Origin of the sequence: Massilia aerilata (assembly GCF_042656905.1) — a bacterium.
GTDB lineage: Bacteria > Pseudomonadota > Gammaproteobacteria > Burkholderiales > Burkholderiaceae_D > Telluria > Telluria aerilata.
On the sequence record NZ_JBHSMZ010000026.1, the window covers coordinates 33,396 to 59,113 of the forward strand.

At 65.5% G+C, this 25,718-nt stretch carries 24 protein-coding genes and 1 pseudogene; 9 read left to right on the forward strand and 16 right to left on the reverse strand.

The window, feature by feature from the left end; all coding sequences use genetic code 11:
- Positions 1-4: 4 nt before the first annotated feature.
- From ACFPO9_RS25385 to ACFPO9_RS25410, 6 genes are all read right to left on the reverse strand, one after another.
- Entirely contained in the window at positions 5-1,132 is a 1,128-nt protein-coding gene (locus ACFPO9_RS25385; RefSeq protein WP_379776657.1) for an acyltransferase family protein, read from the reverse strand.
- Positions 1,133-1,304: 172 nt separating this feature from the next.
- Complete coding sequence (locus tag ACFPO9_RS25390; protein ID WP_379776659.1) at positions 1,305-2,522, reverse strand: extracellular catalytic domain type 2 short-chain-length polyhydroxyalkanoate depolymerase; 1,218 nt, start codon at positions 2,520-2,522, stop codon at positions 1,305-1,307.
- Between the two features lie 155 nt (positions 2,523-2,677).
- Positions 2,678-3,046: a hypothetical protein gene (locus tag ACFPO9_RS25395; protein ID WP_379776661.1), complete on the reverse strand. Its 369-nt coding sequence runs from the start codon at positions 3,044-3,046 to the stop codon at positions 2,678-2,680.
- Entirely contained in the window at positions 3,043-3,516 is a 474-nt protein-coding gene (locus ACFPO9_RS25400; RefSeq protein ID WP_379776664.1) for a hypothetical protein, read from the reverse strand. The genes ACFPO9_RS25395 and ACFPO9_RS25400 overlap by 4 nt, the downstream gene beginning before the upstream one ends.
- 14 nt (positions 3,517-3,530) lie before the next feature.
- Positions 3,531-4,022: an Hcp family type VI secretion system effector gene (locus tag ACFPO9_RS25405; protein ID WP_379776666.1), complete on the reverse strand. Its 492-nt coding sequence runs from the start codon at positions 4,020-4,022 to the stop codon at positions 3,531-3,533.
- 76 nt (positions 4,023-4,098) lie between these two features.
- Positions 4,099-4,875, reverse strand: coding sequence for a hypothetical protein (locus ACFPO9_RS25410; protein ID WP_379776669.1), 777 nt, complete (start codon positions 4,873-4,875; stop codon positions 4,099-4,101).
- Positions 4,876-4,932: 57 nt separating this feature from the next.
- Here ACFPO9_RS25410 and ACFPO9_RS25415 point away from each other — a divergent pair, with 57 nt between their 5' ends.
- The 6 genes from ACFPO9_RS25415 (at position 4,933) to ACFPO9_RS25440 (ending at position 10,757) form a co-directional block, all read left to right on the forward strand.
- On the forward strand, positions 4,933-5,556 hold the full coding sequence (locus ACFPO9_RS25415; protein WP_379776671.1) for an HAD hydrolase-like protein: 624 nt from the start codon (positions 4,933-4,935) through the stop codon (positions 5,554-5,556).
- A gap of 88 nt (positions 5,557-5,644) precedes the next feature.
- Positions 5,645-6,097 carry a MarR family winged helix-turn-helix transcriptional regulator gene (locus ACFPO9_RS25420; RefSeq protein ID WP_379776673.1) on the forward strand — a complete coding sequence of 151 codons (453 nt, stop codon included), beginning with the start codon at positions 5,645-5,647 and terminating at the stop codon, positions 6,095-6,097.
- The gene (locus ACFPO9_RS25425; RefSeq protein ID WP_379776676.1) at positions 6,094-8,139 is read left to right on the forward strand and encodes an FUSC family protein; all 2,046 of its coding nucleotides are present in this window, start codon (positions 6,094-6,096) and stop codon (positions 8,137-8,139) included. Before ACFPO9_RS25420 ends, ACFPO9_RS25425 begins: the two co-directional genes overlap by 4 nt.
- Positions 8,136-8,342, forward strand: a complete 207-nt coding sequence (locus tag ACFPO9_RS25430; protein ID WP_379776679.1) for a DUF1656 domain-containing protein — start codon at positions 8,136-8,138, stop codon at positions 8,340-8,342. The genes ACFPO9_RS25425 and ACFPO9_RS25430 overlap by 4 nt, the downstream gene beginning before the upstream one ends.
- A gap of 7 nt (positions 8,343-8,349) precedes the next feature.
- The gene (locus ACFPO9_RS25435; protein WP_379776682.1) at positions 8,350-9,306 is read left to right on the forward strand and encodes an efflux RND transporter periplasmic adaptor subunit; all 957 of its coding nucleotides are present in this window, start codon (positions 8,350-8,352) and stop codon (positions 9,304-9,306) included.
- Entirely contained in the window at positions 9,303-10,757 is a 1,455-nt protein-coding gene (locus ACFPO9_RS25440) for an efflux transporter outer membrane subunit (protein ID WP_379776685.1), read from the forward strand. The genes ACFPO9_RS25435 and ACFPO9_RS25440 overlap by 4 nt, the downstream gene beginning before the upstream one ends.
- Positions 10,758-10,892: 135 nt before the next feature.
- On the opposite strand, the gene ACFPO9_RS25445 is transcribed toward ACFPO9_RS25440, so the two are convergent.
- The 3 genes from ACFPO9_RS25445 to ACFPO9_RS25455 are packed head-to-tail and all read right to left on the reverse strand — an operon-like array spanning position 10,893 to position 14,683.
- Positions 10,893-13,100 carry a xanthine dehydrogenase family protein molybdopterin-binding subunit gene (locus ACFPO9_RS25445; RefSeq protein ID WP_379776688.1) on the reverse strand — a complete coding sequence of 736 codons (2,208 nt, stop codon included), beginning with the start codon at positions 13,098-13,100 and terminating at the stop codon, positions 10,893-10,895.
- On the reverse strand, positions 13,097-14,095 hold the full coding sequence (locus tag ACFPO9_RS25450) for an FAD binding domain-containing protein (RefSeq protein WP_379776691.1): 999 nt from the start codon (positions 14,093-14,095) through the stop codon (positions 13,097-13,099). Before ACFPO9_RS25450 ends, ACFPO9_RS25445 begins: the two co-directional genes overlap by 4 nt.
- A gap of 12 nt (positions 14,096-14,107) precedes the next feature.
- Positions 14,108-14,683 (reverse strand): 2Fe-2S iron-sulfur cluster-binding protein, encoded by a 576-nt coding sequence (locus tag ACFPO9_RS25455; RefSeq protein WP_379776694.1) that lies wholly within the window; start codon positions 14,681-14,683, stop codon positions 14,108-14,110.
- 134 nt (positions 14,684-14,817) lie between these two features.
- Between ACFPO9_RS25455 and ACFPO9_RS25460 the strand changes: the two genes are divergently transcribed.
- Complete coding sequence (locus ACFPO9_RS25460; RefSeq protein WP_379776696.1) at positions 14,818-15,240, forward strand: hypothetical protein; 423 nt, start codon at positions 14,818-14,820, stop codon at positions 15,238-15,240.
- Between the two features lie 43 nt (positions 15,241-15,283).
- Here ACFPO9_RS25460 and ACFPO9_RS25465 read toward each other — a convergent pair whose 3' ends face one another.
- Positions 15,284-15,607, reverse strand: a complete 324-nt coding sequence (locus ACFPO9_RS25465) for a transposase (RefSeq protein WP_379776699.1) — start codon at positions 15,605-15,607, stop codon at positions 15,284-15,286.
- 196 nt (positions 15,608-15,803) lie between these two features.
- Positions 15,804-16,370, reverse strand: coding sequence for a GTP cyclohydrolase I FolE (gene folE / locus ACFPO9_RS25470; protein ID WP_230027028.1), 567 nt, complete (start codon positions 16,368-16,370; stop codon positions 15,804-15,806).
- Positions 16,371-16,520: 150 nt separating this feature from the next.
- Between folE and ACFPO9_RS25475 the strand changes: the two genes are divergently transcribed.
- Complete coding sequence (locus ACFPO9_RS25475) at positions 16,521-17,393, forward strand: hypothetical protein (protein ID WP_379776702.1); 873 nt, start codon at positions 16,521-16,523, stop codon at positions 17,391-17,393.
- Between the two features lie 25 nt (positions 17,394-17,418).
- On the opposite strand, the gene nudC is transcribed toward ACFPO9_RS25475, so the two are convergent.
- The gene (gene nudC / locus ACFPO9_RS25480; RefSeq protein WP_379776704.1) at positions 17,419-18,240 is read right to left on the reverse strand and encodes an NAD(+) diphosphatase; all 822 of its coding nucleotides are present in this window, start codon (positions 18,238-18,240) and stop codon (positions 17,419-17,421) included.
- Between the two features lie 117 nt (positions 18,241-18,357).
- Between nudC and ACFPO9_RS25485 the strand changes: the two are divergent.
- Positions 18,358-18,537 (forward strand): annotated as a pseudogene (locus tag ACFPO9_RS25485) (glycosyltransferase family 9 protein); the annotation flags it as partial.
- Between the two features lie 70 nt (positions 18,538-18,607).
- On the opposite strand, the gene ACFPO9_RS25490 reads toward ACFPO9_RS25485, so the two are convergent.
- From ACFPO9_RS25490 to ACFPO9_RS25505, 4 genes are all read right to left on the reverse strand, one after another.
- Positions 18,608-19,441: a glycosyltransferase family 2 protein gene (locus ACFPO9_RS25490; protein WP_379776707.1), complete on the reverse strand. Its 834-nt coding sequence runs from the start codon at positions 19,439-19,441 to the stop codon at positions 18,608-18,610.
- Positions 19,438-20,028: a DUF4254 domain-containing protein gene (locus ACFPO9_RS25495; RefSeq protein ID WP_379776710.1), complete on the reverse strand. Its 591-nt coding sequence runs from the start codon at positions 20,026-20,028 to the stop codon at positions 19,438-19,440. Before ACFPO9_RS25495 ends, ACFPO9_RS25490 begins: the two co-directional genes overlap by 4 nt.
- A gap of 92 nt (positions 20,029-20,120) precedes the next feature.
- On the reverse strand, positions 20,121-21,296 hold the full coding sequence (locus tag ACFPO9_RS25500) for an MFS transporter (protein WP_379776713.1): 1,176 nt from the start codon (positions 21,294-21,296) through the stop codon (positions 20,121-20,123).
- Between the two features lie 486 nt (positions 21,297-21,782).
- A complete protein-coding gene (locus ACFPO9_RS25505) occupies positions 21,783-25,616 on the reverse strand; it encodes an ATP-binding protein (protein ID WP_379776716.1) in 3,834 nt (1,277 codons plus the stop codon).
- Positions 25,617-25,718 lie beyond the last annotated feature (102 nt).

The following is a 25,718-nucleotide window of genomic DNA, read 5'->3' on the forward strand; positions in this document are numbered from 1 at the left end:
CGGATTAGCGATAGGCTCTCAGCTTGGCAACCTCCCGGCTTTGCATTGCCGGCTGGCTGAGCGTCAAACCCGTCAGCATCCGTCCCAGCGGCATTTCCACCCAACGGTAAAAGGCCGCCCCGGCCGCCAGGCTGGCAAGCCAGGCAATCGCCATCCCGAAGGCCTGCTCGTGCGCTTGCTCCGACACGAAGCGGCTAAAGGCGGCATTCACGACCAGGCAAACCGGAAAGTGGACGAGAAATACCGAAAACGAGATCGCCGCCAGGCGGTTCACGAGTGTCCAGGCCTGGCTGCGGTAGTCCGCGAGCTTGATACGACCGAACAGGAATAATACGCAAGCCACGACCAGCGCCACCGCGATCCGGCTACGGAATTCAAGGTTCAGCGCAATCAGGGTCGGCAGCACCGTCATCGCCAGCAGCAGCGCGGCTTCACCGGGCTTGCGCGCCGGATCGCTCGCCCACCAGGCCAGCATGCCGAGTCCATAACTGCCGAAGAAATACGGCGCCCATACGTCCCAGGCGGCGTCGCGATTGAAGTAGAACAGCGACATGCCGACGCACAGCGCGACCAGCACCGGCACTCGCCAGGACTGGCGCCGCGCTCCCGCAAAACGTCCCGCGCCCCATAGCAGCAGGGTCGTCAGCGCATACAGCTGGAAATCGATCGCCACATACCAGGCGCCGGCCGACAAGGCTTCGTAACCCAGTACGTCGTGCATCAGCAGGAAATGCGCGCTCAATTGCGAGAAGGTCGGCGGCGCCGAAATCGAATCGTGGGTCATCCATCCTCTCGCCAGGGCGGACGCCCCGATTGCCAGCAGGATTGCCGCCATGAAGGGCAGCGCCAGCCTGATATAGCGGCGCCAGATCGTCGCGCCGGGATGGGCAATCGTCGGATGGGCCTGCGGAGAAAGGGATTTCGCGGCAAGGAAGCCGCCGACGACGAGGAATACCTGCACGGCGATGCGGCCGTATGCGTCGAGCCAGTCGATCAGCGCCGGCATCAGGGGGCGTGCCTGGTCCGCCATCGGTCCATAGAAAGCCAGGTGATGCAGGACGATCAGCTGCGCGGCGCCGGCCTTGAGCAGATTAATCAGGCCAAATTGTGTCGTTCCCTTCTTTACCGTCATCAGCAATATCCTCAACAATGCATTGCCCGACTCTCATCGAGCAACGCATGCCGTCGATATTGCCGAACGGGCGCATGATAAAGGACGCTCCGCCTTTATGTCCGCCCGTTACATTCAGTAACTTCCGTCAATACATCTTTATTTCCAGCGAATTTCGACGTTCTCTACGGACTCATGAACAGGTACCGTAGGCGTAATACCCCGTCGATGTTCGCCGCACATCCGTATAGGCCGTGACCAGGTAATAGCCGAGATACTGGTTCGAATTCACGGCATAGACCTGCCCGTCCGCACCGATGTAGGCGCGGCCATTGGCGACGTGCGAGTAATTGCTGGCATACCAGCTGGAGCAAGTAAAAGGCGCGGCCGTATTGCCGCTGACGACCTTGTCGATCATGGTCTTGATGGCGACCATCTGCCCGCCGCTCTTGGCCGGGAAATTGACGTCCTCGTAACCCCACCAGTCCCAGCAGCCGCCTGGATTGTTCGCGGTGACGATGGTCTGCGGATACAGCACGATGATCTTGTTGGTATCGGCCCAGCGGTTATAGCCCGCATTCTGATAATAAGCGGTGCCGACCACCGAAGCGCTCTGCAGGCAGCCGTGGAAAGCCACGTGCAGCTTGCAGGCCTGTCCGGCGGAACAGGCTGCCGGCACATAGGCGTAGCCGCTGCTGGCCATGCTGTAGACGCCAGGATTATGATTGCCCCAGAACGCGGCCTGGTCGAAGTTGATGAAGCTGCCGGTCAGGGCGCCGGCGTTCCTGGCGTTCAGCGGACCGTAGAGCTGTTTCAGGATCTCGCCCGCGGTATCGAAATTGCAGTTGTCGACGTAGGGGCTGCCATTGATGGCGCAGCCGTTGCCGAAGAAATCGGTCGGCATCGAATGCTCGGCCGCGAGATTGTTCTTGTAGACGATATTCGCAGCCGGCAGGTAATTTGCGTACATCGTTTTCAGGTCGTCCATGACCGGCTGGCGCACGGTCGAATCGATGGTCCCGGAAAACAGGTAGACCTTCGATGCGGCCATATTGCTGGTCGGGTCGATATAGCCATTGCCCGACCAGGTATTCACCACCGACATCAGGTAAGGCAGGTTGCGCGAGCCGGTATTCGCCATGCACGGGCCGACCGAGATCGCGGCATTCCCCTGCGAGCAGTAGAGCGGTCCGCCGGCGACAATGCCCGCGCCCTTTTTCACCGTCTTCGAATAGGCGAAATGCATCTGCACCGCCATGTGGGCGCCGGACGAGAATCCGGAAACGGACACGTCGTTCACGCTGACGTTGTATTTGGGGAGCGCAATAACCGCCCCGAGGGCGCTTGCGCTGAGCAAGCCTATGCACGCCGCGGCGAATGCCTTCGCCGCGGCGCCGGTTCGAGCTTTCATATTCAGTCTCCGATCGTGTTTTATGTTTTCGTCAATCTCTGCGGACTGACCGGATCAGAATAGTTGAGCTCTCCAGGTATTCAAGCGATAAAGGATGTGCGTGCGTGATGTACAGACTGTGCAAAAAGGAGCAGCCAGAAGTCCTGTCTGCCGTTTCAACAGATACCGCCGGCGATACTCTTGCCAGTTTTTAAATCGAAGCCGAAGTAACACGTGTATCCATTTCCAGGGTTGAACGTACACCAGACGTTACCTTTACGACGGCTGCGTGCGCCCTTCTCTCCACTGCAAGTCTCTTTGTCGTCGGGAGGCATTGCATTGAAAATGTTTTTTGCAGCTTGTCCTTCGATGATGAATGAAAGCTTGCGGTCGTTTCCGGTAGGTGCCTGCTGATCGTCCAGATCGCCGGAATAAATGGTGTAGTCGCCTTTGAACTGCCGATATGGTGCTGGCCGCTGAACCTGTTCCGACGCATACGCCGACAGCAGTACAGTTGCGCCAATGATTACCAAAGTCTTCTTCATGTCACGCTCGCTCGGATTGCTACGTGAAAGTGATTATCGTGGTCCTTCAAAGGCAGCACCCCGGGGATGCTCAGATCATTAAAGTTCACCTTCATGACTGCCGGATGAGCTCGGAAAAGACCGATAAGCCGCGCCGTAGCTTCCTTATCATAGCCGGCCTGGAAATAATCGACCCGGACGTGGGCGCCGTCCTTCCGCAAAGGACGGACATCAACCTGAAGACCATCCTTGTGAGTGTCATGAGGCTTAAACTTTCCGCCTCCTGACAGACTAATATTCCCTATGCCAAACTTCCGCCGGTCGATCGCCTGCCATGCGCGCTCTACGAAGAATAGAACTGTCATGAGTGCAGGATGGGCGTATTGTCCAGCTCCCTGCTCAGGTGTTCCGTACACGTAGTAACCAACATCTTCGGGCGCTTGCGGCAGCATGAAGTAGCCGCGTGAATCCTTCGGTTGAACTTCGAGCATGATTAGCTCCCGGTTCACGCGCTGCGGTTAGTCGCCAGGTCCCAGCCACCGGTCGTATTTCCGCCAGCGCCGCCGCCGATCTTCTGTTGGGTGTATTTCCATTTAACCTTCGAGAACTTGAGCGAGACGGCATCCTGAAGAATGCTTCCGTCATGTACGGCTTGGTGAATACCACCGATCAGCACGTTTTCAAGTTCGACCTCGTAATACTTGACCGGCTTGCCGTCGGCGTCGGCACGCATCAACTCGAGCTTGGCCTTTGGAATCGTCTTACCCGACGAACAAAGCTGCATTAAAAGTGGCGAGGACAGGTCTGCCAGTTTGCTTATCGAGATACTGCGGTGCTCGCAGCGCTCCGCAGTATGGCCGCCAGCGGTCGACGCTGTTGCCGATTTAGGCTGTAATACGCCCCACTCTGCCGAGATGAGTTCAATCCAGCCTTGATGGGCAGAGTCCTGGGATTCGCCTTTGATACCGGCGATTTGCAGGTAAGCGTCGATTGCCATGAACGTGTCTCCGGAACGAGGGAAAACTGAAGTATTCCCCCGAACTCGTCAGGCAAGCCCTGCGCTTCATCAATGGCTATGTTCGCTTCAGGGACAACACCATCCCCCGCTTGCTCAACACCTGCACCACCAGCGCCGCCCCCGCCGCCACGCAAAACGCCAGCGCAATCGGCTGCCCGCGCAGCATCAGCGACAGCACCACACAGAAGGTCGCGAAGGCGTAGTACCCGCGCGCCATGCCGAGCAGGATGTTGACCGCATAGGCGCGCCCCGATGCCGCGTGCGAGAAGCCAACCAGGATCGTGCCCATCACCGGGAACATCGCGAAGAAGCCGCTCAGGCGCGGCCCGATGCCGGCTGCGGCCCAGGTGACCGTAAAACTCAGGAGCGCGCCGGCCAGCATCCGCAGCGGCAGGTCGTTGGCCTGCTTTTCACTCCGCGCGCCCGCATCGCGCATGCGCGGGAACAGCCGCGGCGCCAGCGCCAGCACGCCGAGCACCAGGGCGAATCCCGGCAGCAGTGGCAGTTCGATCAGCTGCAGGCCCGCCACGGCCAGGGCATACGCGGCCAGCGCCGCGCACAGGGAACCGAACACGCCAAAACGTCCCGACGCCCATGCATAGGCAATGCAGAACACCAGCACCGCGATCACGGCGATCAGGGTGTGCGCGGCGGCCGTCGCCACGAAGCCCGGTCCCTGCTCGATCGCCATCGTCAGCAGGATCGGCCCGGCGACGATGGGCAGCGCGGAAAACCAGCCGGCCGCATTCGGTCCCCAGCGGCGGCCGATCAGGGTCACGAGGTAGATCAGGGAGGGAACGAGGCACAGCTTCAGCAGGAGGACGGTGGTCAAGGCGGGGCTCGGGATCATGTATAGTCGAGCCGATAATTATCCCATGCCGCTGTGCCCATGAATTACCGACTCGCCATCTTCGACTTCGACGGCACGCTGGCCGATTCATTCCCCTTCTTCCTCAGCGTCTTCAACACCATCGCCGACCGCCATGGCTTCAGGCGCATCGACACGGCCAGGGCCGGCGAGCTGCGCCACTACGGCGTGCGGCAGATGATGGAGCACGTCGGCATGCCGGCCTGGAAGCTGCCGGCGGCATCCCGTACTTTCATGGCGATGATGAAGGAGAACGCCGGCGCCATCGCGCTCTTCGACGGCATCGCCGAGGCCCTGCGCTTCCTGCATGCGCGGGGCGTGCTGGTGACGGTGGTGTCCTCGAACTCCGAGCACAACGTGCGCACGGTGCTGGGGCCCGAGCTGGCGGCGCTGGTGGTGCAGTTCGACTGCGGGATGTCGATCTTCGGCAAGACCAGCCGCATCCGGGCAGTGCTGAAGCGCTGCGGCGTGGGGCCGCGGGATGCCATCTACATCGGCGACCAGGGGACGGATGCGGATGCCTCGCGCAAGGCGGGGGTGGACTTCGGCGCCGTGCATTGGGGGTATGCCACCATCGAGGCGCTGCGGCAGCACGGCTGCGCTGACGAATTCACCACGCCGCAAGATCTACACCGTATCGCGTAGGATGGGCTCGGAGAGCCCAGCCTACTTGAAGAAAAATACTTCGCATGCTAAACTTTCGCATTCAAAAGGTATTTACCCAAACTAAAACATGCGCCTATCGGACCAGACACTGAGCAGTCTCACCGCCGCCCTCACCCTCTCCTCGCGCCTCTACCGCGCCGCCGCCGACAAGGTTGCAGCCGACTATGGCCTGTCGCAGGCGACCGGCCTGCCGGTGCTGGTCATCAGCCGCTTCGGCGAGAACGGCGTGCGTCCGGGCGTGCTGGCCGAGACGCTCAGCCTGGAGCCGTCGTCGCTGGTGCGCGTGGTCGATCAGCTGCTCGAATCCGGCCTGCTCGAGCGCCATGAGGATCCGAACGACCGCCGCGCCAAGATCCTGCGCCTGACCGAAGAGGGCCAGAAGACGGCCGAGCTGATGGACTCGGCGCTGCGCCCATTCCGCCGCAAGCTGTTCGACGCCTTCGACCCAAGCGACGTCGAAGCCTGCCTGCGCGTGCTGGCCGGCCTGCCGGACGTGATCGCGAGCCTGGCCAGCGAATGAAGTTGGCCAGCAAGACGGAGATCCTGTTCTCCGTGAAGTCTTTCGCGGCAGCGATGCTTGCGGTGTACATCTCGATGCGCATCGGACTGCCGCGTCCCTTTTGGGCGATGATGACCGCCTATATCGTCAGCGCGCCCTTCGCCGGCCCGACCCGCTCCAAGGGGTTCTACCGCGCGGGCGGCACGCTGCTGGGCGCCGTCGCCGTCACCTTCCTGGTGCCGCGGCTGGCGAATTCGCCCGAGCTGCTGTCGCTCGCGCTGGCGCTGTGGATCGGTGGCTGCCTGTACTTCTCGCTGCTCGACCGCACCCCGCGCTCCTACCTGCTGATGCTGGCCGGGTACACGGCCGGCCTGATCGCCTTTCCCGCGGTCGGCGAGCCCGGCGCCATCTTCGACATCGCCCTCGCGCGCGTGGAGGAGATCACGCTCGGCATGACCTGCGCCACCGTGATCCACAGCCTGGTGCTGCCCCAGCCTTTCGGCCCGGTGCTGCTGGCGCGTCTCGACCATGCGGTGCAGGACGCCCAGCACTGGATCCGCGATGCGCTCAATCCGGCCGGCGACCCGCGCGCCGCGCTTGAGCGCCGCAAGCTGGCCGGCGACATCACCGAGCTGCGCGTGATGAGCACCCACCTGCCTTTCGACACCTCGCACCTGCGCTGGACCGAGAAGGCCGTCAACGCCCTGCAGGAACGCCTGGCGCAGTTCGTGCCGGTGGTGTCCGGCATCGAAGACCGCCTCACCGCCCTGCGCGAGATGGGCGCGGCCGAATCCTCGGAACGCTGGCGCACCCTGCTGCGCGACGTCACCGCGCTGGTCGATACGCCGAAGGACACCGCGCTCGATGCGCCCGGCCGCGAACTGCATGCCCGCATCGACGCGTTGATGCCCAGGGACAGCCGCGCGCTCGGCTGGAGCGGCCTGATCGAACTGAACCTGGCGGCGCGCCTGCGCCGGCTGGTCGACCTGTGCGTCGAGACCCGCACCCTGCGCCAGCACATCGACGCCGGCGTGCACGGCAAGCTGCCGGAAGCCGTGCGCCGCCTGCCGGGCGTGCCGCCCAGCGCCCTGCACCAGGACCGCGGCATGGCCCTGCTGTCGGCCTTCGCCGCCGTCGTCGCCACCCTGGCCTGCTGCGCCTTCTGGATCATGACCGGCTGGCCGTCGGGCGCCGCGGCGCCGATGATGGCGGCGGTGCTGTGCTGCTTCTTCTCGACCCAGGACGACCCGGTGCCCTTCATCAAGGGCTTTTTGGTTTATACGATTTATTCGATTCCGGTGTCGGCCCTGTACATCCTCGGCATCCTGCCGGCCATCCATAGCTTCGAGATGCTGGCGCTGGTGTGCGCGCCGACCTTCCTGCTGGTGGGCGTGTGGATCGCGCGGCCGGCGACCTTCGGGCGCGCCATGCCCTGGCTGTTCGGCCTGTGCGGTACCCTGGCCCTGCTCGACACCCACACCGTCGACATCGTGTCCTTCACCAACGGCACGCTGGCGCAGGTGCTCGGCCTGGTGGCCGCCGCGGTCACGACCGGCGTGCTGCGCCGCGTGGGCGCCGGCTGGACCGCGCGCCGCCTGCTGAAGGCCGGCTGGAGCGAACTGGCGCGCCTGGGCAGCGGGCAGCAGCCGACCTCGCTGGCCGAATTCTCGGCGCGCATGGTCGACCGCGTCGGCCTGCTGGCGCCGCGCCTGGCGCTGGCCGCATCACAGCCAAACCCGCAGCAGGACCTGCAGGCGGTCGACGCCCTGCGCGACCTGCGCATCGGCCTGAACATGACCATCCTGCAGGGCGTGCGCGGCCAGCTGGGCCGCGGCGAGGCTGCGGTCAAGCCGCTGATGGCGCAACTCTCGCGTCACTTCGCGCTGCGCCCGGGCGTCGACCAGGATTGCGAATCGCGCCTGCTCGGCACCCTCGACAACGCCCTGCGCGCGATTTGCGCCGGTGCCCGCGACGCATCCCAGCTTGAAGCGCTGGCCGCGCTCACAGGCATGCGCCGCGACCTGTTCCCGCAAGCCGCCCCTTATGAAATGGAGACCCGATGATCGGCGAAGTCAGCATCTACGGCCTCTACCTTCCTCCGCTCCTTCTGCTCACCTTGGCGGCGCTGGTGGTATCGAGGCTGCTCAACCTGGTCCTGGCACGGACCAGCTTCTACCGCCGGGTGTGGCACCCGGCGCTGTTCGATTTTTCCCTGTTCGTCATCGTGCTCGGCGCGCTGACCTACTTCACACGCAACTGGTCCTGAGATGGCTATGAAAATTTCGTTACCCGCTTCTTTATCGACCATCGGGCGTATGGGCATCACCCTGGCCTTCGCCGCCGGCGCAGTCTATGCGGGCTGGCAGATGTGGCGCCACTACGAGGTCGAGCCCTGGACCCGCGACGGCCGCGTCAAGGCCTATGTGGTGCAGGTGGCGCCGGACGTCACCGGCCAGGTCACCAGGGTCTACGTGCACGACAACCAGCACGTGGCCCTGGGCGCGCCGCTGTTCGAGATCGACCGCGCGCGCTTCGAGCTGGCCCTGCGCCAGGCCGAGGCCCAGGTGATCGCCGCGCAGGCCGCGCTGGCCCAGGCGCAGCGCGAGAACAAGCGCAACACCCAGCTCGACGACCTGGTTTCGCAGGAGACCCGCGAGCAGGGCCAGACCCGCACCGACCAGGCGCGCGCCACGCTGGCCCAGGCCGAAGTCAACCGCGACACCGCGAAGCTGAACCTGGAACGCTCGCACGTGGTGTCGGCGGTGGACGGCATCGTCACCAACCTCGACCTGCGCGAAGGCGCCTACGCCACCGCGGCCCGCCCGGTGATGGCCCTGGTCGACCGCAGCACCTTCTATGTCGAAGGCTATTTCGAAGAGACCAAGCTGCCCGCCATCCAGGTCGGCGACAAGGTCGAAGTGACCCTGATGGGCACGCGCCAGCCGATCGCCGGCCACGTCGAAAGCTTCGCCGAGGGCATCGCCGACCGCGACCGCTCTACCTCCGCCAACATGCTGCCGAACGTGAACCCGACCTTCAACTGGGTCCGCCTGGCCCAGCGCATCCCGGTGCGCATCGCCCTCGACCCGCTGCCGGCCAGCGTGCGCCTGGTGGCCGGCCAGACCGCAACCGTGAAGGTGCTGCCTGGCGCGCAGCAAGCTGCTCCTGCACCTGCCGCACCCGCTGCCAAGACAGTCGCCGCCGCGCCGAACACGAAGAAACGATCATGAACCTTACGTATAGAACCCTGACGCTGACGGTGCTGGCAAGCGCGCTGGCCGCCTGCACGACCGTCGGCCCCGACTACCACGTGCCGAAGGAGGCCGTGGTCAAGCGCGACGCCGCGAATGCGAAGTTCATGGGCGCGTCCGAGCAGCCCTACAAATCCGAGCCGCTGCCCGCCGACTGGTGGCGCCTGTACCAGGACCCGGTGCTGGACAAGTTAATCGCCAAGGCGTTCAGCGCCAACGCCGACCTGCGCGTGGCGGCCGCCAACCTGGAACGCACGCACGCGGTGCTGGAAGAAGTCGAGGAGAAGAAGCGTCCGGAAGTCGAGATGGCGGCAGCGCCGCTGTACGGCCGCATCGCCGGCGCCTCGATCGGCCTGCCCGAGCAGCTGCCGCGCACCGGCATCTACGACGGCGACATCAAGGTGGCTTACCAGCTCGACATGTTCGGCCGCATCCGCCGCGCCATCGAAGCCGCCGAGGCCGACCTGGATGCCGCGCAGGCCGCCGCCGACGTCGCCCACGTGATGGTCGCCGCCGACACCACCCGCGCCTATGCGGAAGCCTGCTCGGCCGGCTACCAGCTGAAGGTGGCCCAGCAGTCGGTGGACCTGCAGCAGAAGTTCGTCAAGCTGACCGGCGAGCGCGTGCAGCGCGGCCGCGGCATCGCCATCGACAACAGCCGCGCCCAGGCCCAGCTCGACCAGCTGCGCGCCAACCTGCCGCCGCTGATGGCGCGCCAGCGCACCGCCCTGTACCGCCTGGCGGTGCTGACCGGCGAAGTGCCGAGCGCCTTCCCGGCCGAGGTGGTAAAGTGCACGACCCCGCCGCGCGTGGCCAGCGCGATTCCGGTCGGCGACGGCGCCGCCCTGCTGCGCCGCCGCCCGGACGTGCGCCAGGCCGAGCGCCATCTGGCCGGCGCCACCGCGCGCATCGGCGTCGCCACCGCCGAGCTGTACCCGAACATCAGCCTCGGCGCCTCCTTCGGCGGCGTCGGCTTCATGGACCAGTTTGGCGATGCGAACACCTGGAAGTTCACGCTCGGCCCGCTGATCTCCTGGAACCTGCCGTCGACCAGCTCGGCGCGTGTGCACATCGCCCAGGCCAAGGCGTCTACCTCCGGCGCACTGGCGCGCTTCGATTCGGTGGTGCTGAACGCGCTGCGCGAAACGGAATCGGCGCTGACGGTGTACGCCCGTGAACTCGACCGCAATGCGATGCTGCGCGCGGCGCGCGACCAGAGCGCGCTGGCTTCCCGCCAGACCGGGAAGCTGTACCAGTTCGGGCGCACCGACTTCCTGGTGGCGCTGGATGCGGATCGTACGCTGGCGACGGCGGAGAACCTGCTGGCGGCGTCGGATGCGCAGCTGGCGGCGGATCAGGTGCAGCTTTTCCTGGCTTTAGGCGGCGGTTGGGAGAATACGCACGCGCAGCATGCTGACACGCACCGCTAACCCATGAACCGTCATCCCCGCGCAGGCGGGGATCCAAGTTCGTCGCGGACTGGCGGCGTTTGCTTTGGCTACTCAAGCAAACCTGGATTCCCGCCTTCGCGGGAATGACGAACCAAGGGAACGGGCTCGCGGCGGCTATAACACCTTATCCAGCGTCACCGGCAAATCCCTTACCCGCTTGCCCGTAGCGTGAAACACCGCGTTCGCAATCGCCGCGCCCACCCCGGTAATCCCGATCTCGCCGATACCCTTCGCCCCCAGCGGATTCACATGTGGATCGTCCTCATCGACGATCTGCACGTCGATCCCCTGCACATCCGCATTGACCGGCACGTGGTACTCGGCCAGGTTGCCGTTTACCGCGCGGCCGTTGCGCTTGTCGATGACGGTTTCCTCGAGCAGCGCCAGGCCGATGCCCCAGACGATGCCGCCCATCAGCTGGCTGTAGCCCGTCTTCTCGTTCATCAGCTTGCCCACCCCGTAGACGCCGACCACGCGCGGTACGCGGATCTCGCCCAGCTCTTCGTCCACCGTCACTTCCACGAACACGGCGCCGAAAGCGTGCATCGAATACTTCTTCTTTTCGTCCCCGGGCTCGGCCTTGGCCGTGACCTCGACCGGCGCGCCGTGGCGGGCGACGATGGCGGCCATGGCTTCGCGCCGCGCCGGCTGGTCCAGCAGATACAGCTCGCCGTTCTCGACGCCGACCTGCTCCGCCGTGGCGCCGAACAGCGGCGAACCCTCGGCGGCGGCCGCGATGCCGGTCAGCTTCAGGCGCAGCGCATGGCCGGCCGCCTGCACCGCCGGGCCGACGCTGGCCACCGTGGTCGAACCGCCCGACACCGGCGCTTCCGGCATCGTCGAGTCGCCCAGTTCGAAGCGCACCTGCTCTACCTTCAGGCCGATCGCATGCGCCGCGATCTGGGTCATCACGGTATAGGTGCCGGTGCCCAGGTCCTGGGTGGCGGAGCGGAACAGCGCCGTGCCGTCCGCGTTCAAGGTGGCCGAGCACTCGCCCGCCGAGCGGTTGGTGGGATAGGTGCAGGTTGCCATGCCCCAGCCAATTAACTTGTTCCCCTGCTTCATGGAGCGCGGCTGCGGCCTGCGGTCCTTCCAGCCGAAGCGCTCGGCGCCGATCTCGTAGCACTGGCGCAGCGACTTGCTCGACCACGGCAGGTCCTTGCCCGGGTCCTTCTCCGTGTAGTTCTTCAGGCGCAGCGCCAGCGGGTCCATGTCCAGCTGGAAGGCCAGTTCGTCCATCGCCGATTCGAGCGCGAAGGAGCCGCTGGCCTCGCCGGGCGCGCGCATGAAGGTCGGCGTGCCCAGGTTCATGCTGGCCAGCCTGTGCGTGGTCTCCTGGTTCGGGCTCTCGTACATCATGCGCGTCATGATGCCGCAGGGTTCGATCCAGCCCTCGATGGTCGAGGTGTAGGCGATGGTGTCGTGGCTTGAGGCCAGGATGCTGCCATCCTCGGTCGCGCCGATGCGGAAGCGCTGTTCCGTGTTCGGGCGCTGGCCGACCGGGCCGAACATCTGGGTGCGGTCCAGCGACAGCTTGACCGGGCGGCCGAGCATTTTCGCCGCCATCGCCGTCAGCGGGCCGTGCGACCAGATCGATCCCTTCGAGCCGAAGCCGCCGCCGGTGTAGGGGCAGATCGCGGTCACGTTTTCGGGCGGGATGCCGAAGATGGCGGCGACGATGCGCTGCACGCCCTTCATGTACTGGGTCGATTCGTGGATGGTGAGTTTATCGCCATCCCACTCTGCGATGGTGGCGTGGGTCTCGAGCGGATTGTGGTTCTCGATCGGCGTCGTATAGGTTTCGTCGATGCGCACGCTGGACGCCAGCAGGCCGTCGGCCAGGTCGCCGCGTTTCGTGTCCGTCTCTTCGGCCAGCACCTTTTCGGGCGCGTGGAGCTTCTGCCTGGCCTGCTCGAAGTCGAGCACCGCCTCCTTGCGCTCGTACTCGATCTTCAAACGTGCCGCGGCTTCGCGCGCGTGCTCGAAGGTGTCGGCCACGACCACCGCGATCGGCTGGTTGTTGTAATAGACCTCGTCTTCCTGCAGCAGCGTGAGCCGGCGGCCGATCGGCGGCTGCAGCTTGCCGTCCCTGGTGCCCTGCGGCAGGCGCATGGCGTTCTGCGGGGTCATCACCAGCAGCAGGCCGGGCACTTCGCGCGCCGCGCCGTCGTCGATGCGGACCACGCGGCCGCTGGGAATCGTGCTGGTGACCAGCACAGCATGCGCCAGGTCCTCGACCTGATGCTCGGCCGTGTAATGCGCCGCGCCGCTGACCTTGGCCCAGGCGTCGGTCCGGTTGATGGGTGCGCCGATGCCGTTCATGGCTGGCCTCCCGATTTGCGGATCACGGTTTGCAGCGCGCGCACGACCGCACGCTGCGCCAATTGAACCTTGAAGGCATTGCCCGGATAAGGCCTGGCGCCATTCACGGCCGCCTCACCCGCGCGCGCCAGCAGCTCGCTGCTGACCGCCTGGCCGCGCAGCAGCGTCTCCGCCTCGGCCGCGCGCCAGGGTTTATGGGCCACGCCGCCGAGCGCGATGCGCACGTCGCGGATGCTGCCGTGTTCGAGGTCGACGGCGGCCGCCACCGATACCAGCGCGAACGCATAGCTGGCGCGGTCGCGCACTTTCAAATAGTGCGAGTTGCGTGCGAAGGGCATGGGCGGGAGTTCGACCGCCGTGATCAGCTCTCCAGGCCGGATCACGGTGTCGATTTCCGGATGGTCTTCCGGCAGGCGGTGAAAGTCGACCAGCGGCACCTGGCGTTCGCCGTCCGGCCCCTGCAAAAGGACCACCGCATCGAGCGCGGCCAGCGCCACCGCCATGTCCGACGGATGCGTCGCGATGCAATGCTCGCTGGCGCCGAGGATGGCGTGGATGCGCTGGTGGCCGTCGAGGGCGTCGCAGCCCGAGCCGGGATCGCGCTTGTTGCAGTGGCTGAAGGCCGGGTCGGTGAAGTAATAGCAGCGGGTGCGCTGCAGCAGGTTGCCACCCACGGTCGCCATGTTGCGCAGCTGGGTGGTGGCGCCGTTCAGCAGCGCTTCGGACAGCACGCGGTAGCGCTGGCGCACCAGCGGGGAGGTAGCCACCGCGGTGTTGGTCGCCATCGCGCCGATGCGCAGGCCGCCATCCGGCAGCGCCTCGATGCGCGATAAAGCGAGACGGCTGACGTCGACCAGGCGCACCGGCTTTTCGATGCCGCTCTTGTACAGGTCCAGCAGGTTGGTGCCGCCGCCGATGAATTTGGCGCCGGGCTCGCGCGCCAGCTCGATCGCGTGGTTCACGTCGCGGGCGCGGTCGTAGAAGATCGATTGCATAAGCTCCCTTTCTCAGGCCTGGCGCAGCACGACGCTGTGGATCGCCTTGACGATGTTCGGATAGGCGCCGCAGCGGCACAGGTTGCCGCTCATGCGCTCGCGGATCTCGTCCTCGCTGAGGGATGCGGGCTCGAGCTGCTCGCCCTCGGTGACGGCGCTGGCCTGGCGCTGCTTGATCTCGTCGAGCAGGGCCACCGCCGAACACACCTGGCCCGGCGTGCAGTAGCCGCACTGGAAACCGTCGCAGTCCATGAAAGCCTGCTGCATCGGGTGCGGCTGGTCCTGCCGGCCGAGGCCCTCCACCGTGGTGATCTCGCGGCCGTCGTGCATCACCGCCAGGGTCAGGCAGGAATTGATGCGCTGGCCATCCACCAGCACGGTGCAGGCGCCGCACTGGCCGCGGTCGCAGCCCTTCTTGGTGCCGGTCAGGTGCAGCACTTCGCGCAGCGCATCGAGCAGGGTGACGCGCGCTTCGATATGCAGCTGGTGCTCGGCGCCGTTGATGCGCAGCAGGAGCGGCTGCGGCGGCGCATAGGAGGCCTGGGGCTCGGCGTTCTGCCCGCCCAGGCGCTGTTCATCTTGTGGCATGGTTTCGCTCGCTTTTCAAAATCGCCGGAACTTCCGTCGATAAATGATGGCGGAAATCGCAAAACCACGGAGCGCGAGAGGATATTATTCCGTCAAGAAATCAATTACTTAAGGATCTGTTTTATACTTCGACCATGACCACACGCGCCCTTTCGCTCCTGCTCCCGCTGCTGCTGACCGGCTGCGTCAACGAAACCGCCAGCTATGCCATCGACGGCAGCGATCACGCCCTGACCGTGATCGTCACACAGGATTATTTCTGGAGCAAGCAGGCCGGCCTGCGCCTGATCGCCTCGCGCCTGCCGGATTGCCAGCGTCAGTTCGATCTCGGCACGACTCCGGTGGCCGACCTGAACGTCGAGCTGTTCTCGACCGGCGAAGACAGTTTCCTGCTGCGCGCCGGCGACGACATGTGGCAGGTCGAGACCCGGAACTGCACCAAGCTGCCCTCGGTGTCCGAGAACGTGCAGGCCCAGCCGATCGGCGTGTTCCATCTGGACGGCTCGAAGAAACTGGTGTTCGAACGCGCGGAAGGCCCGGTCGCGTCTTCGCAATAGATTTTTACGCGCCGCTACGCCGAAGCCAGCCGAGTGCGATTCTTCAGCGTTGTCCGGTCAGCTGGCGCAGCCGCGCGATCTCGGCGCTGCGGCCGAGGCGGTCGAGAGCGCTCTCGAGCAAGGTGCGGTCGCCATCGCGCAGCATCGTCCATTGCGTGAAATATTCGTGCACGGTACGCCAGGGAGGGAATTCGGGCGGCATGCTGCGCCAGGCGCTGCCGGAGTGCAGGAAGTACAGGACCGCGCAGAAGACATCGTACAGGTCGTGCTTGCGCGGTCTCGTCTTGCGGCGCGCCGCTTCCAGCATCTCACGGACGGAATCGAACTGCTCGCGCGTTACATCGCTTGGGAAGGTTGGCCTGTTCATGTCGTTCGCCTCAAAGTCAATTGGAGACGCGTGATCCGGAACGGTTCCCGACCAGGACATGATGGCTTCGTGGTTCCGACCTCTTTTGGCCGGGTAGCGAGTTCCGTAAATACAGTGTAGCAGCGATTCGGAACACTGCCCGGTTTTTACGCGCTCTCGCGGCGGGGGACGGGCGGCGCGCGGCCGCCCGGGAGACTCAGTCGCGGGCCAGCGACAGGAACTCGGTGCGCAGCCCCAGGTTCGGCTGCAGTTCGCCCAGCATGGCCGAGGTGATGGTTTCCTCGCCCGGCGTGCGGATGCCGCGGCTTTCCATGCACATGTGGCGGCACTTGATGACCACACCGACCGCCTTCGGTTCCAGCACTTCCATCAGCGTGTTGGCGATCTGGACCGTCAAGCGTTCCTGCACTTGCAGGCGCTTGGCGAACACGTCGACCAGGCGGGTCAGCTTCGACAGGCCGACGATTTTGCCATTCGGCAAATATCCGACGGTAGCCTTGCCGAAGAAAGGCGCCAGGTGGTGTTCGCAATGGCTGTAGACAGGAATGCCGCGCACCACGATCAGCTCGTTGTACTCCTCGGCGCCATCCTCGAAGGCCTTGAGGATCTCGACCGGGTCCTGCTCGTAGCCGGAAGTCCAGTGCTTCCAGGCTTTGGCGACGCGCGCCGGGGTCTCGTGCAGGCCGGGACGGTTGGGATCTTCGCCGAGGCTGGCCAGCAGGCGACGCCAGTCGTTTTCGGTGAAGACTTCTTTGTCAGACATGGTTAACCCTAAAATTGAAGACTGGCTAGAGTATATAGAAAATGCTGCTGATCCACAGGTTGCAGGCCATTTCTTTGACTAAATCGGAGGCAGCGGTGGCGCCGTTGCGCTAGCTTGGTTGACGTCCTTTTCACTGCCAGGAGAACCGCCATGCTCGGCAGCACTGTTCTGGAAGTCGCCATCGGCCTGAGCTTCTGCTACGGCACGGTGGCCCTGATCGTCACTACCCTGCAGGAAGCGCTGGCGTCGCTGTTCCGCCTGCGCGCCAACACCCTGCTGGCCGGCATCAAGAGCATGCTCAACGACCCGCGCTTCGATGGCCTGGCGCGCGCCGTGTACGCCCATCCGCTGGTCAACCCGCACACGGACGGCACCGCGATGGACGAGCGCTCGCTGCGCTCGAAACCATCCTACATCGAACCGGCGCATTTTGCGATTGCCCTGGTGGACAGCCTGTGGAAGGTGCCGGGCGACCTGGTCCAGCTGCGCAGCGCCATCGAGGCGATTCCCGATCCGCAAGTACGGACGGCGATGCTGGGCATGCTCAGCCGCGCACGCGACCTGCAGCAGTTCCAGGGCATGCTGGCCGGCTGGTTCGACAATGCGATGGCGCGCATGTCGGGCGCCTATAAACGCAATCAGCTGCTGATCTCGCTGCTGATCGCGCTGCTGCTGGCCATCCTGTTCAATATCGACAGCATCCACCTGTTCCGCACCCTGTGGCAGCAGCCGGGCCTGGCCGCCCACATCAAAGAGGCGCCGGCCGCGCTCGACCCGGCCGTGATCGACGCCCTGATGGCCCTGCCCATCGGCTGGACCAAATTCCCGCCGGTCCTGAATGCCGACTTTGCACTGCAGGTGTCGGGCTGGTTCATCACCGCCTCCACGGCCCTGTTCGGCGCGCCCTTCTGGTTCGACCTGATGCAGCGGGTGGTGCGCATGCGCGCGACCGGCGCCAAGCCGGAAGAGGTGCCGGTGGAGGTGCGGATCGAGGGCAAGGTGGCGGCGACGCCGATGCCCTGATGGTTCGTCGGGAACGCCGAGGAGCTCAGCGTCCGGGCGGCCGGTGCGCGTCGACCAGCACACTCGACACCGAGACGTGCGGCACGCGCTCCGGCCATTCATCATCGGGGCCGAACCAGCGGGCCTCCAGGATCTCATTCGGATCGGTGCGGATCTCGCCCTCCAGATAATCCGCGGTGAAGGCGATCATCAGCGAATGCGGGAAGGGCCAGGATTGGCTGCCGAAATAGCGCAGGTTGTGCACGCGCAGGCCGACTTCCTCGAACACCTCGCGATGCACCGCCTCCTCGATCGATTCGCCGGCCTCCAGGAAACCGGCCAGCGGCACGAAGCGCTTCACCGCGCCCAGTGTATGCATGGCCAGCAGCACCGCATCTCCCTTGCGGATCAACACCATCATCGCCGGCGAGATGCGCGGATAGGCCATGTGCCCGCAATGCGTGCACTTGAAACAGCGCTCGCCGCTCATGCGCGCGGTGCCGTTGCCGCAGGCGCCGCAGAAGCGGTGCGTGCGCGCCCATTCGGCCACCTGGGCCGCGCGCCCGGCCACGCCCAGCACCGCCTCGTCGAACTCCCCGAACAGCGAACGCAGGCCGCGCCAGGCATAACCCGCAGGCAGCCGCGCTTCGTCCTCGACCCAGCCGGCCTGGCAATAGCGGCCGTCCAGCAGGCCGACCGGCTGCAGCGCCTGCGGATCGAGTTCGAGGCCGGCCACCGTTGCATGATCGGGCAGCGCCAGGTCGGCTTCGCGCACCAGCAGGCGGCCGCCGTGGAAGATGAAGGACAGTGCGTCATCCGCTTGCTGCGGGTCCTGCAGGGGCGTGAACGAGGCGGGCGTCTGGAGCATGGCGGTATCCGTTAGCGAGTAATCACCATGATACCGCGACATGCACAATTTCGATGGGCGCAGAACTAATCGCAAGCCTTCGTGCTCCAAGCCTTCGCTGGACCGAGGGGAGAAAACATGGTCCGCCGTCCACTCCTACAACGCCTGGCCGTGTCCTCGATCGTGGTCTTCCGCGCACGCCAGCCAGGCGACATGCTGTGCGCCGTGCCGGCCTTGCGCGCGCTGCGGACCGCCGCGCCGCGCGCCCACATCGCGCTTGTCGGCTTGTCCTGGGCGCAGCAGTCCGCGGAGCGCTTCAAGATCTACCCCCCTGCTGCCCGGGCAGGCAGCGCAGCGTCGGCATGTGGCCCTATTGGTGAGCACCGCCTCACTTGATGGGCAGGACATAGGGCGCATCGACGGCGCGCGCGGTGACCGTGGTCGGCAGCTCCATGTGATAGGCGCCCGAAGGCAGAATGGCGCAGCCGCCGTAGCGCGCCATCACGCGCTGCTGGGCCAGCACGTCCTCGCCGCAATGCTGTTCCGGCAGCTCGCGCCAGAAATCGTAGCCGCCGGCGGCGCGCAGGCAGGCGGCGTCGAACAGCACGCAGCCGCCGACCCACGCAACTTTATAGGTGCGGGTGGCGTCCACGCCGACGCCGAGCCGCGACTGCACGTGGAACAGGTTGGCGGCGCTGTGCAGGTGGTGCCGCGCCCAGGACCTGGCGCCGGGGCGCACGGTTTCGGGCGTCACCGGACCGTCCCAGAACTCGATGCTTTCCTGGGCCGGCCGCTCCTGCCCCAGGTAGCTGAGACCATGCAGGGCGCTGCCGACGAAGCCGCAGCCTTCGGCCTCGATCACCGCATGCAGGCGCCTGACCAAATCCGGTTCGAGGATGACGTCATCGTCGACGAACAGGCAATAGTGCGCCTGCACCTGTTCAAGGAGAAAAGCGCGCTGCTGGGCCATGCCGCGGCGCGGCAGGTTGCGCCAGGTCTCGACCTGCCGCCCGGTCGCGCGCAGGTAGCGCAGCACGGCCTGCACCTCGCGACGCGCGTAGGCGCCTTCGCCGTCGGACTGGTCGGCGATGACGATGCGCAGCGATGGCCAGGTCTGGAAGCCCAGCCCCGACAGCGTCACCGCCAGCGCCGCCGGCCGGTTGCAGGTCGGCACCAGCACATCGATTTGCTGGTGCGAGGGTGGATGCGTGGCTTCGCTCACGGCGCGGCTCCTTTTTGCGCCGACGCCTGCGTATAGGCCATTTTGAAGTCGCGGTAGACCTTGAAGAAGGCGCGCCCGGCGCGCGCCTCGAGCAGCAGGTCGTCCAGGCAGGACATCAGGTCCTGGCGCTGGGCCATCAGGCGCTCGAGCCTGCAGGCGCAGGCGTGCATGTGGTCGGCGCCCGCTTCATGGCGCTGGGCCTGGGCGCGCATGTGATGGATCTTCAGCGCCAGGATAGCCAGGCGGTCGATCATCGCGCCCGCGGTTTCGCTCGACAGGCGGGCGCCGGGTTCGGGGCTCACGCGGCCGAGTTCGCCCAGCAGGCGCTCGTCGAGGGCGTCGACGGCGTCCTTGCGCTTCTGGTTGTAGCGGTCGATCAGGCGCTTGCTGGCCGCGATTTCGGTCGGCGGTACGTCAAGCCGGCGCGCGCGGTCTTCTTCGCGCCACAGCAGGCCGTTGTAGCGATGGTTGGCGGCGATCCAGGTCCAGGCGCCGGACTGCGGATCGTCGAAGATCGGCCAGTCCGGATTGCGCACTGCCCGGTCATGGAAGGCCACGACCGCCGCCGCGTCGATTTTGCTGTGCATGAAAACTCCAGCGCTGTGGTGACAGCGTTTGGAGTGCTCATGCGGAGGGGAGTTCGTGCGACGGCAAACGGCCTTGGCGCGGCGCAAAAAGATTACTTCAGCATGCGTGCGCGGCTTGCCACGAAGGCGATCAGCGCCGCCAGGCCGCCGACGTAGGCAATGGCGATCTGCATGCCGCAGCCCTGGGCGATGGCGCCGATCACCGGCGGGCCCATCAGGCTGCCGCTGTAGGCCATGCTGGCCACACCGGCCAGTGCTGCCGGCCCCTGGCCGCCGGCGGCGCTGAACACGAAGGGGAACACCAGCGACATGCCGAGGCCGGCGACGGCGAAGCCGAACAGGGAGAAATAGGCGTCAGGCGACAGCACGGCGAAGAACAGGCCGGCGGCGCCCAGCATCGAGCCGCTGGTGACCAGGGGACGCGCGCCGTAGCGTGCCTTCAGCTTGTCGCCGACCAGGCGCGACAGCAGCATCATGACCGAGAAGCAGGACAGGGCCAGCGGCGCCAGGCCATCCGACGCGCCGAAGTGCTCTTTCAGGAACACGCCGCTCCAGTCGGCGATGCTGCCTTCTGCCATCGAGCCCAGGAAGCCCAGGGCGCCCAGTACCAGCAGCTGGCCGCGCGGCAGCGAGAACTTCTTCTTTTCGACGGCAGCCGGGGCGTCGTCGGCTTCCAGCATGGTGTAGGCGTAGTACAGGACGAAGGCCAGCGGACCGGCCAGCATCAGGAAATGGGTGACCGGCATGATGTGCAGGCTGGCCATCAGGCTGCCCAGGGTCGCGCCCACCAGGCCGCCGGCGCAGCCGAGGCCGTGCAGCTTCGACAGTTCCGACTTGCCGGTCGCCTTTTCACGGGCCGTCGCGGCCGAGTTGATGGCGACGTCGAAGGTGCTGGCGGTGATGCCCAGGCTCAGCACGGCCATCATCAGCAGCGGCACGGTCGGGGCCGCCCCGATGGCGACCAGCACGCACAGCAGGGCCATGCCCGAGGACAGCAGGGTCTTGCGCGCGCCCAGCGAGGCCATCATGCGCGAGGAGATCGGATAGGACAGGACGGCGCCCAGGCCGCCCATCAGCAGCACCATCGACAGCGCCGAGTGCGACACGTGCACGCGCTCGGCCATCGCCGGAATACGGCCGGCCCACGAACCCATGATCACGCCGAACACGGTGAACAGGACGGGCAGTGCGTATTGCTGTGCCTGTGCGAACGACAGGGTGCGTGCAATGCTGCGGGCAGTGCTGGTAGTGCGGGAAGGAGTCGGCATGTGCAGTGTTGTGTTCTTGAAGTTCAAAGCAAAACGCCAACCATAAGTAGTTGGCGTGCGGAAACTGATGGAGTCGAATTCTACGCGGATCGCCGCCGTTTTACTTTGCCATCCGGAAAAAACTTTCTTTCAGTTTGTAAGTGCCCGGCGAAGCGTTGCGCAATATAGACAGAATGAAGATATTGACAACGCAAATCTCTTCTTAAAAATAAAAATTAGAAGGTTTTAACGTAGAAATACGTGAAAAAGAGCGGTGATACCAGCCATATCCAAAATCGATAACACTGGAAATACTTGCAAATCAGTGAAGATTTTTGACTGCCAGGCACAAGTCGGGCGCCGGCCGGAAGCCTGCGGAAGAAAGTGAACAAAAGCAGTCCAGATAGGCGCGGCGTTCTCGGGCGAAACCCAGTGGCTTTGTAACTGAATGCAACATGACCGGATGGCGGCGTCACAATGTGAGCAACGCCACCCCGCTGGTGGCGACTAAAGGCGCAATGCCGCTTGCCGCAGCAGCACGTCGACGCTGTCGAAGTCCGCGGGCTTGGTGAGATGGGCGTCGAAACCGGCATCGTTCGAGCGCTGGCGGTCCTGCTCCGCGCCCCAGCCGGTCAAAGCAACCAGCATGGCGCTCTCCATCCCGGCAAGCTTGCGCATGGCCAGCGCGACCTCGAAGCCGCTGAGATCGGGCAAGCCAATGTCCAGGAAGACCACGTGCGGCAGGAACGCGCCGGCCCGCGCCAGTGCGGCGGCGCCATCGTGGGCCAGCGCCACCTCGTGGCCGCATATGTCGAGCAAGGCGCCCAGCGTCTCGGATGCGTCGATGTTGTCGTCGACCACCAGCACCCGCAGGCTGCCGGTCGCCGCCGATGCAGCCGATGCAGCCGATGCCGCGCCGGGGCCGGCAGGCGCCGCCGTTTCCGGATCGGCAAGCGTTTCCGGCAGCCAGCGCGGCAGACGCACCGTAAAGCGGCTGCCCTGGCCCGCGCCGGCGCTTTCCGCCGCCACCGCCCCGCCATGCAGCTCGACCAGGCGCTTGACCAGGTTCAAGCCGACACCGAGGCCGCCCTGCCCCATCGCCTGGCTCTCGTGCACCTGGGTGTACATGTCGAAGATCTTGGGCAGCTTGGCGGGATCGATGCCGATGCCATTGTCGATGACGGTAAGCGCGGCCTCATGCTGGCCGAGCTGGACCTCGATCACGATCCGTCCTCCCTTGGGCGTGTACTTGGCGGCGTTGTTCAGCAGGTTGCTCAGCACCTGGGCGATACGGTGCCGGTCGATATACAGGGCGATGCCGGGCTCGGGCAGGTGCATGTCCAGCCGATGTCCGCCGCCAAGGATCAGCGGCATGCTCATTTCCACGGCGTCCCGCACGACCTGGTCGAGCATGACGCTGGCCCGCTTCAGCTCGACCTTGCCCTCGGACAGGCGCGCCATGTCGAGCAGGTCGTCGACCAGGTGCACCATGTGATCGACCTGGCGCTGCATCATGCCATGCACGCTGCCGGCATCATCCGTCGTCGGGCGCCCCCGCATCAGTTCGAGGCCGGTGCGGATCGGCGCCAGCGGGTTGCGCAGCTCGTGCGCCAGCGTGAACAGGAACTCGCTTTGCATGCGGCTCTTCTCGGTCAGCGCCTGCTGCAGCATGGTGCGCTCATGCACGTCGACCACGGTGCCGACGAAGCCGTTCGGCCGGCCGTCCTGGTCGACCCGCGGCGTGCCGGTATCGATGGCCCAGCGGTAGACGCCGTCGTGGCGGCGCACGCGGTAGTCGATCGCAAACGGAATGCGGTCCCGGGTAGCGTTGTCGAAGACCGCGGCGGCATGGGCGATGTCGTCCGGATGGACGTTCTCCAGCCAGCCGAAGCCGAGGTCCTGTTCCGGCGAACGCCCGGTGTAGTCGTACCACTGCTGGCTGAGGTAGGTGCAGTATCCATTTTCGTCAGCGGTCCACAGCATGACGGGCGCGACATCGACCAGCGAACGGAAATACGATTCGCTCATTGCCACTTCCTGTTGCCGCAACTGGCGCTCGCGCGCCTGCGCGACCTGGCGCCGCACCCGCGCCAGCAGTTCGTTGGCGGCAAAGGGTTTCACCAGGTAGTCGTCGGCGCCGGCCTGCAAGCCTTCGATCTTGGCCTCCTCGCCGGCGCGGGCCGACAGCAGGATCACCGCAAGGTGGCGCAGCGTTTCGGTGGCGCGGATCCTGGCGATCAGGCCGAAACCGTCCAGCTTCGGCATCATCACGTCGCTCAGCAGCAGGTCGGGCGGGTCGCGCAGCAGCATGCCGAAGGCCGCTTCGCCATCGGCGCACACGCGGACTTCCGCATGCGGCTCGAGCAGCGACTTCAGGTAGGCGCGCATGTCGTTATTGTCATCGGCAATCAGGATGCGTGGCAGCCGGGAGGCCGGCTGCAGCAGGCTGGCGCCTGCGGCCTGCTCCGGTACGGCCGCCGCCTCCTCGTCGGGCAGCCAGCGCAGTGCTTCCTCGACGAAAGCCGCGCCCATGCGTCCGGCCTCGGCACTTGGTGCAGCGTTTTGCGGCGCCGCGATGCGTTCCTCGGGCAGATGCATGCTGCCGAAGGGAATGTCGACGTCGAAGCGGGTCCCCTCGTCCTCGACACTGTGCACGGCGATGGCGCCGCCGTGCAGGCGCACCAGTTCCTGGATCAGCGCCAGGCCGATGCCGGTGCCCTCGTAGGTGCGTCCGGGCGTCCCTTCGATACGGTGGAAGCGCTCGAACACGCGCGGCAGCTCCTGCTCGGGGATGCCGCTGCCGGTGTCGCTCACCGACAGGCGCGCCATATTGCCGTGGCGTTTCAGGCTCACGCTGACGCCGCCTTCGAGCGTGAATTTGAAAGCGTTCGACAGCAGGTTGAAGACGATCTTTTCCCACATGTCGCGGTCGACGTGGACCAGTTCGCCAAGGTCCTGCAGGTCGAGCGCATACGCCAGGCCGCCCTTCGCCATGGCCGATTCGAACACGCTGGCCAGGTCGGCGGTCAGGCGGGAGAGATCGAGCGGCACATAACTGGCCTGCACGCGGCCCGCCTCGATGCGCGAGAAATCCAGCAGCGAGTTCACCAGCTTCAGTAGGCGCAGTGCGTTGCGGTGGGTCAGGTCGATGCGCTTGCGCTGCGCCGGCGCCAGGGACTCGGCCTGGTCGCCCAGGGCGTCGTCGAGGGGTCCCAGGATCAGGGTCAGCGGTGTGCGGAATTCGTGCGACACGTTCGAAAAGAAGGCGGTCTTGGCGCGGTCGATCTGCGCCAGCTCCTCGACGCGGCGCTGTTCCTTTTCATAGGCGATGACATTGCCGACCGCCGTGTTCACGGCCACGCCCAGCCCATCGTAGAAATTCAGGTAGGCGGCATCGAGGGCGCGCGCGGCGCTCACGCCGGCCACCAAGAAGCCGAACAATTCCTGCTGGCCGGGTACCGTGATCGGCAGCACCAGCGCCGAATCCGGCGCGGCCTCGTAGGGACCGCAAGCCATGCTCCCGATACGCGCGCGCAGGCCGTCGACGCGCTGCGCCTCGCGCGCCTGCGCCGTGCGCGCAAATGGCCAGAAAGTATCGTCGAGTTCGGCAATGACGGGCGCCATGTGCGGATGGGCATCCAGGCCGGCGCCGCCGCGCAGCAGGAGGCTGTTGCTGATGGTATCGATCTGGTACACCAGCACGAAGGGCAGGTCGAGTGCGAATTGCTGGTACTGCGCCGCGATGTCGTGCGCAATGTCGCCGATCGTGCGGGCGTCGCCGATGGCCGCGCTGAGATCGCGCAGGATCTGGGTACGGCGCCCGTTCAACACCGTTTCCGTGGCTTCCGTGATCGGGTGGAAGATGCCACCGACCTCGCCCGACTCGTCGCGGATCGGCGAGAACGAGAAGGTCATGAAGGCTTCTTCCAGATAGCCGTGGCGGTCGAGGAACATGCGCTGGTCGCGAATGTACGCGCCCTCTCCCTTGTGGGCACGGTCGAAGGCATCGCCGACGACCGGCAGGGCGCTGGCCCAGATTTCCTTGAACGCCCCGCCCATCGAACGCGGATGCAGGCCACCGCAGATGGGGCGGTAGGCGTCGTTGTAGATCTGGATGTCGTCCGGTCCCCAGGCCACCAGGATCGGAAAGGTGGAGGACAGGCACAGGCTGACCGAAGTGCGCAGGCTCTGCGGCCATTGGTCCAGCGGTCCGAGCGGCGTGGCCGACCAGTCCATGCTGCGGATCAGGGCGCCCATGTCACCACCGCCCGTCAGCCAGCTCAGGTCGTCATTTTTGACCGTATCATCGCCGGCAATCGACGATGCAATAGAAAAAGACATGGATGCCGGCTTTAGATGAGGAATGTAATGATATTGTACTTTAGCAAAGGCCCTTTCAAGCAGCTTCCGGCATGCCCAGCGCATGCCGGTGTTGTTCGTCGA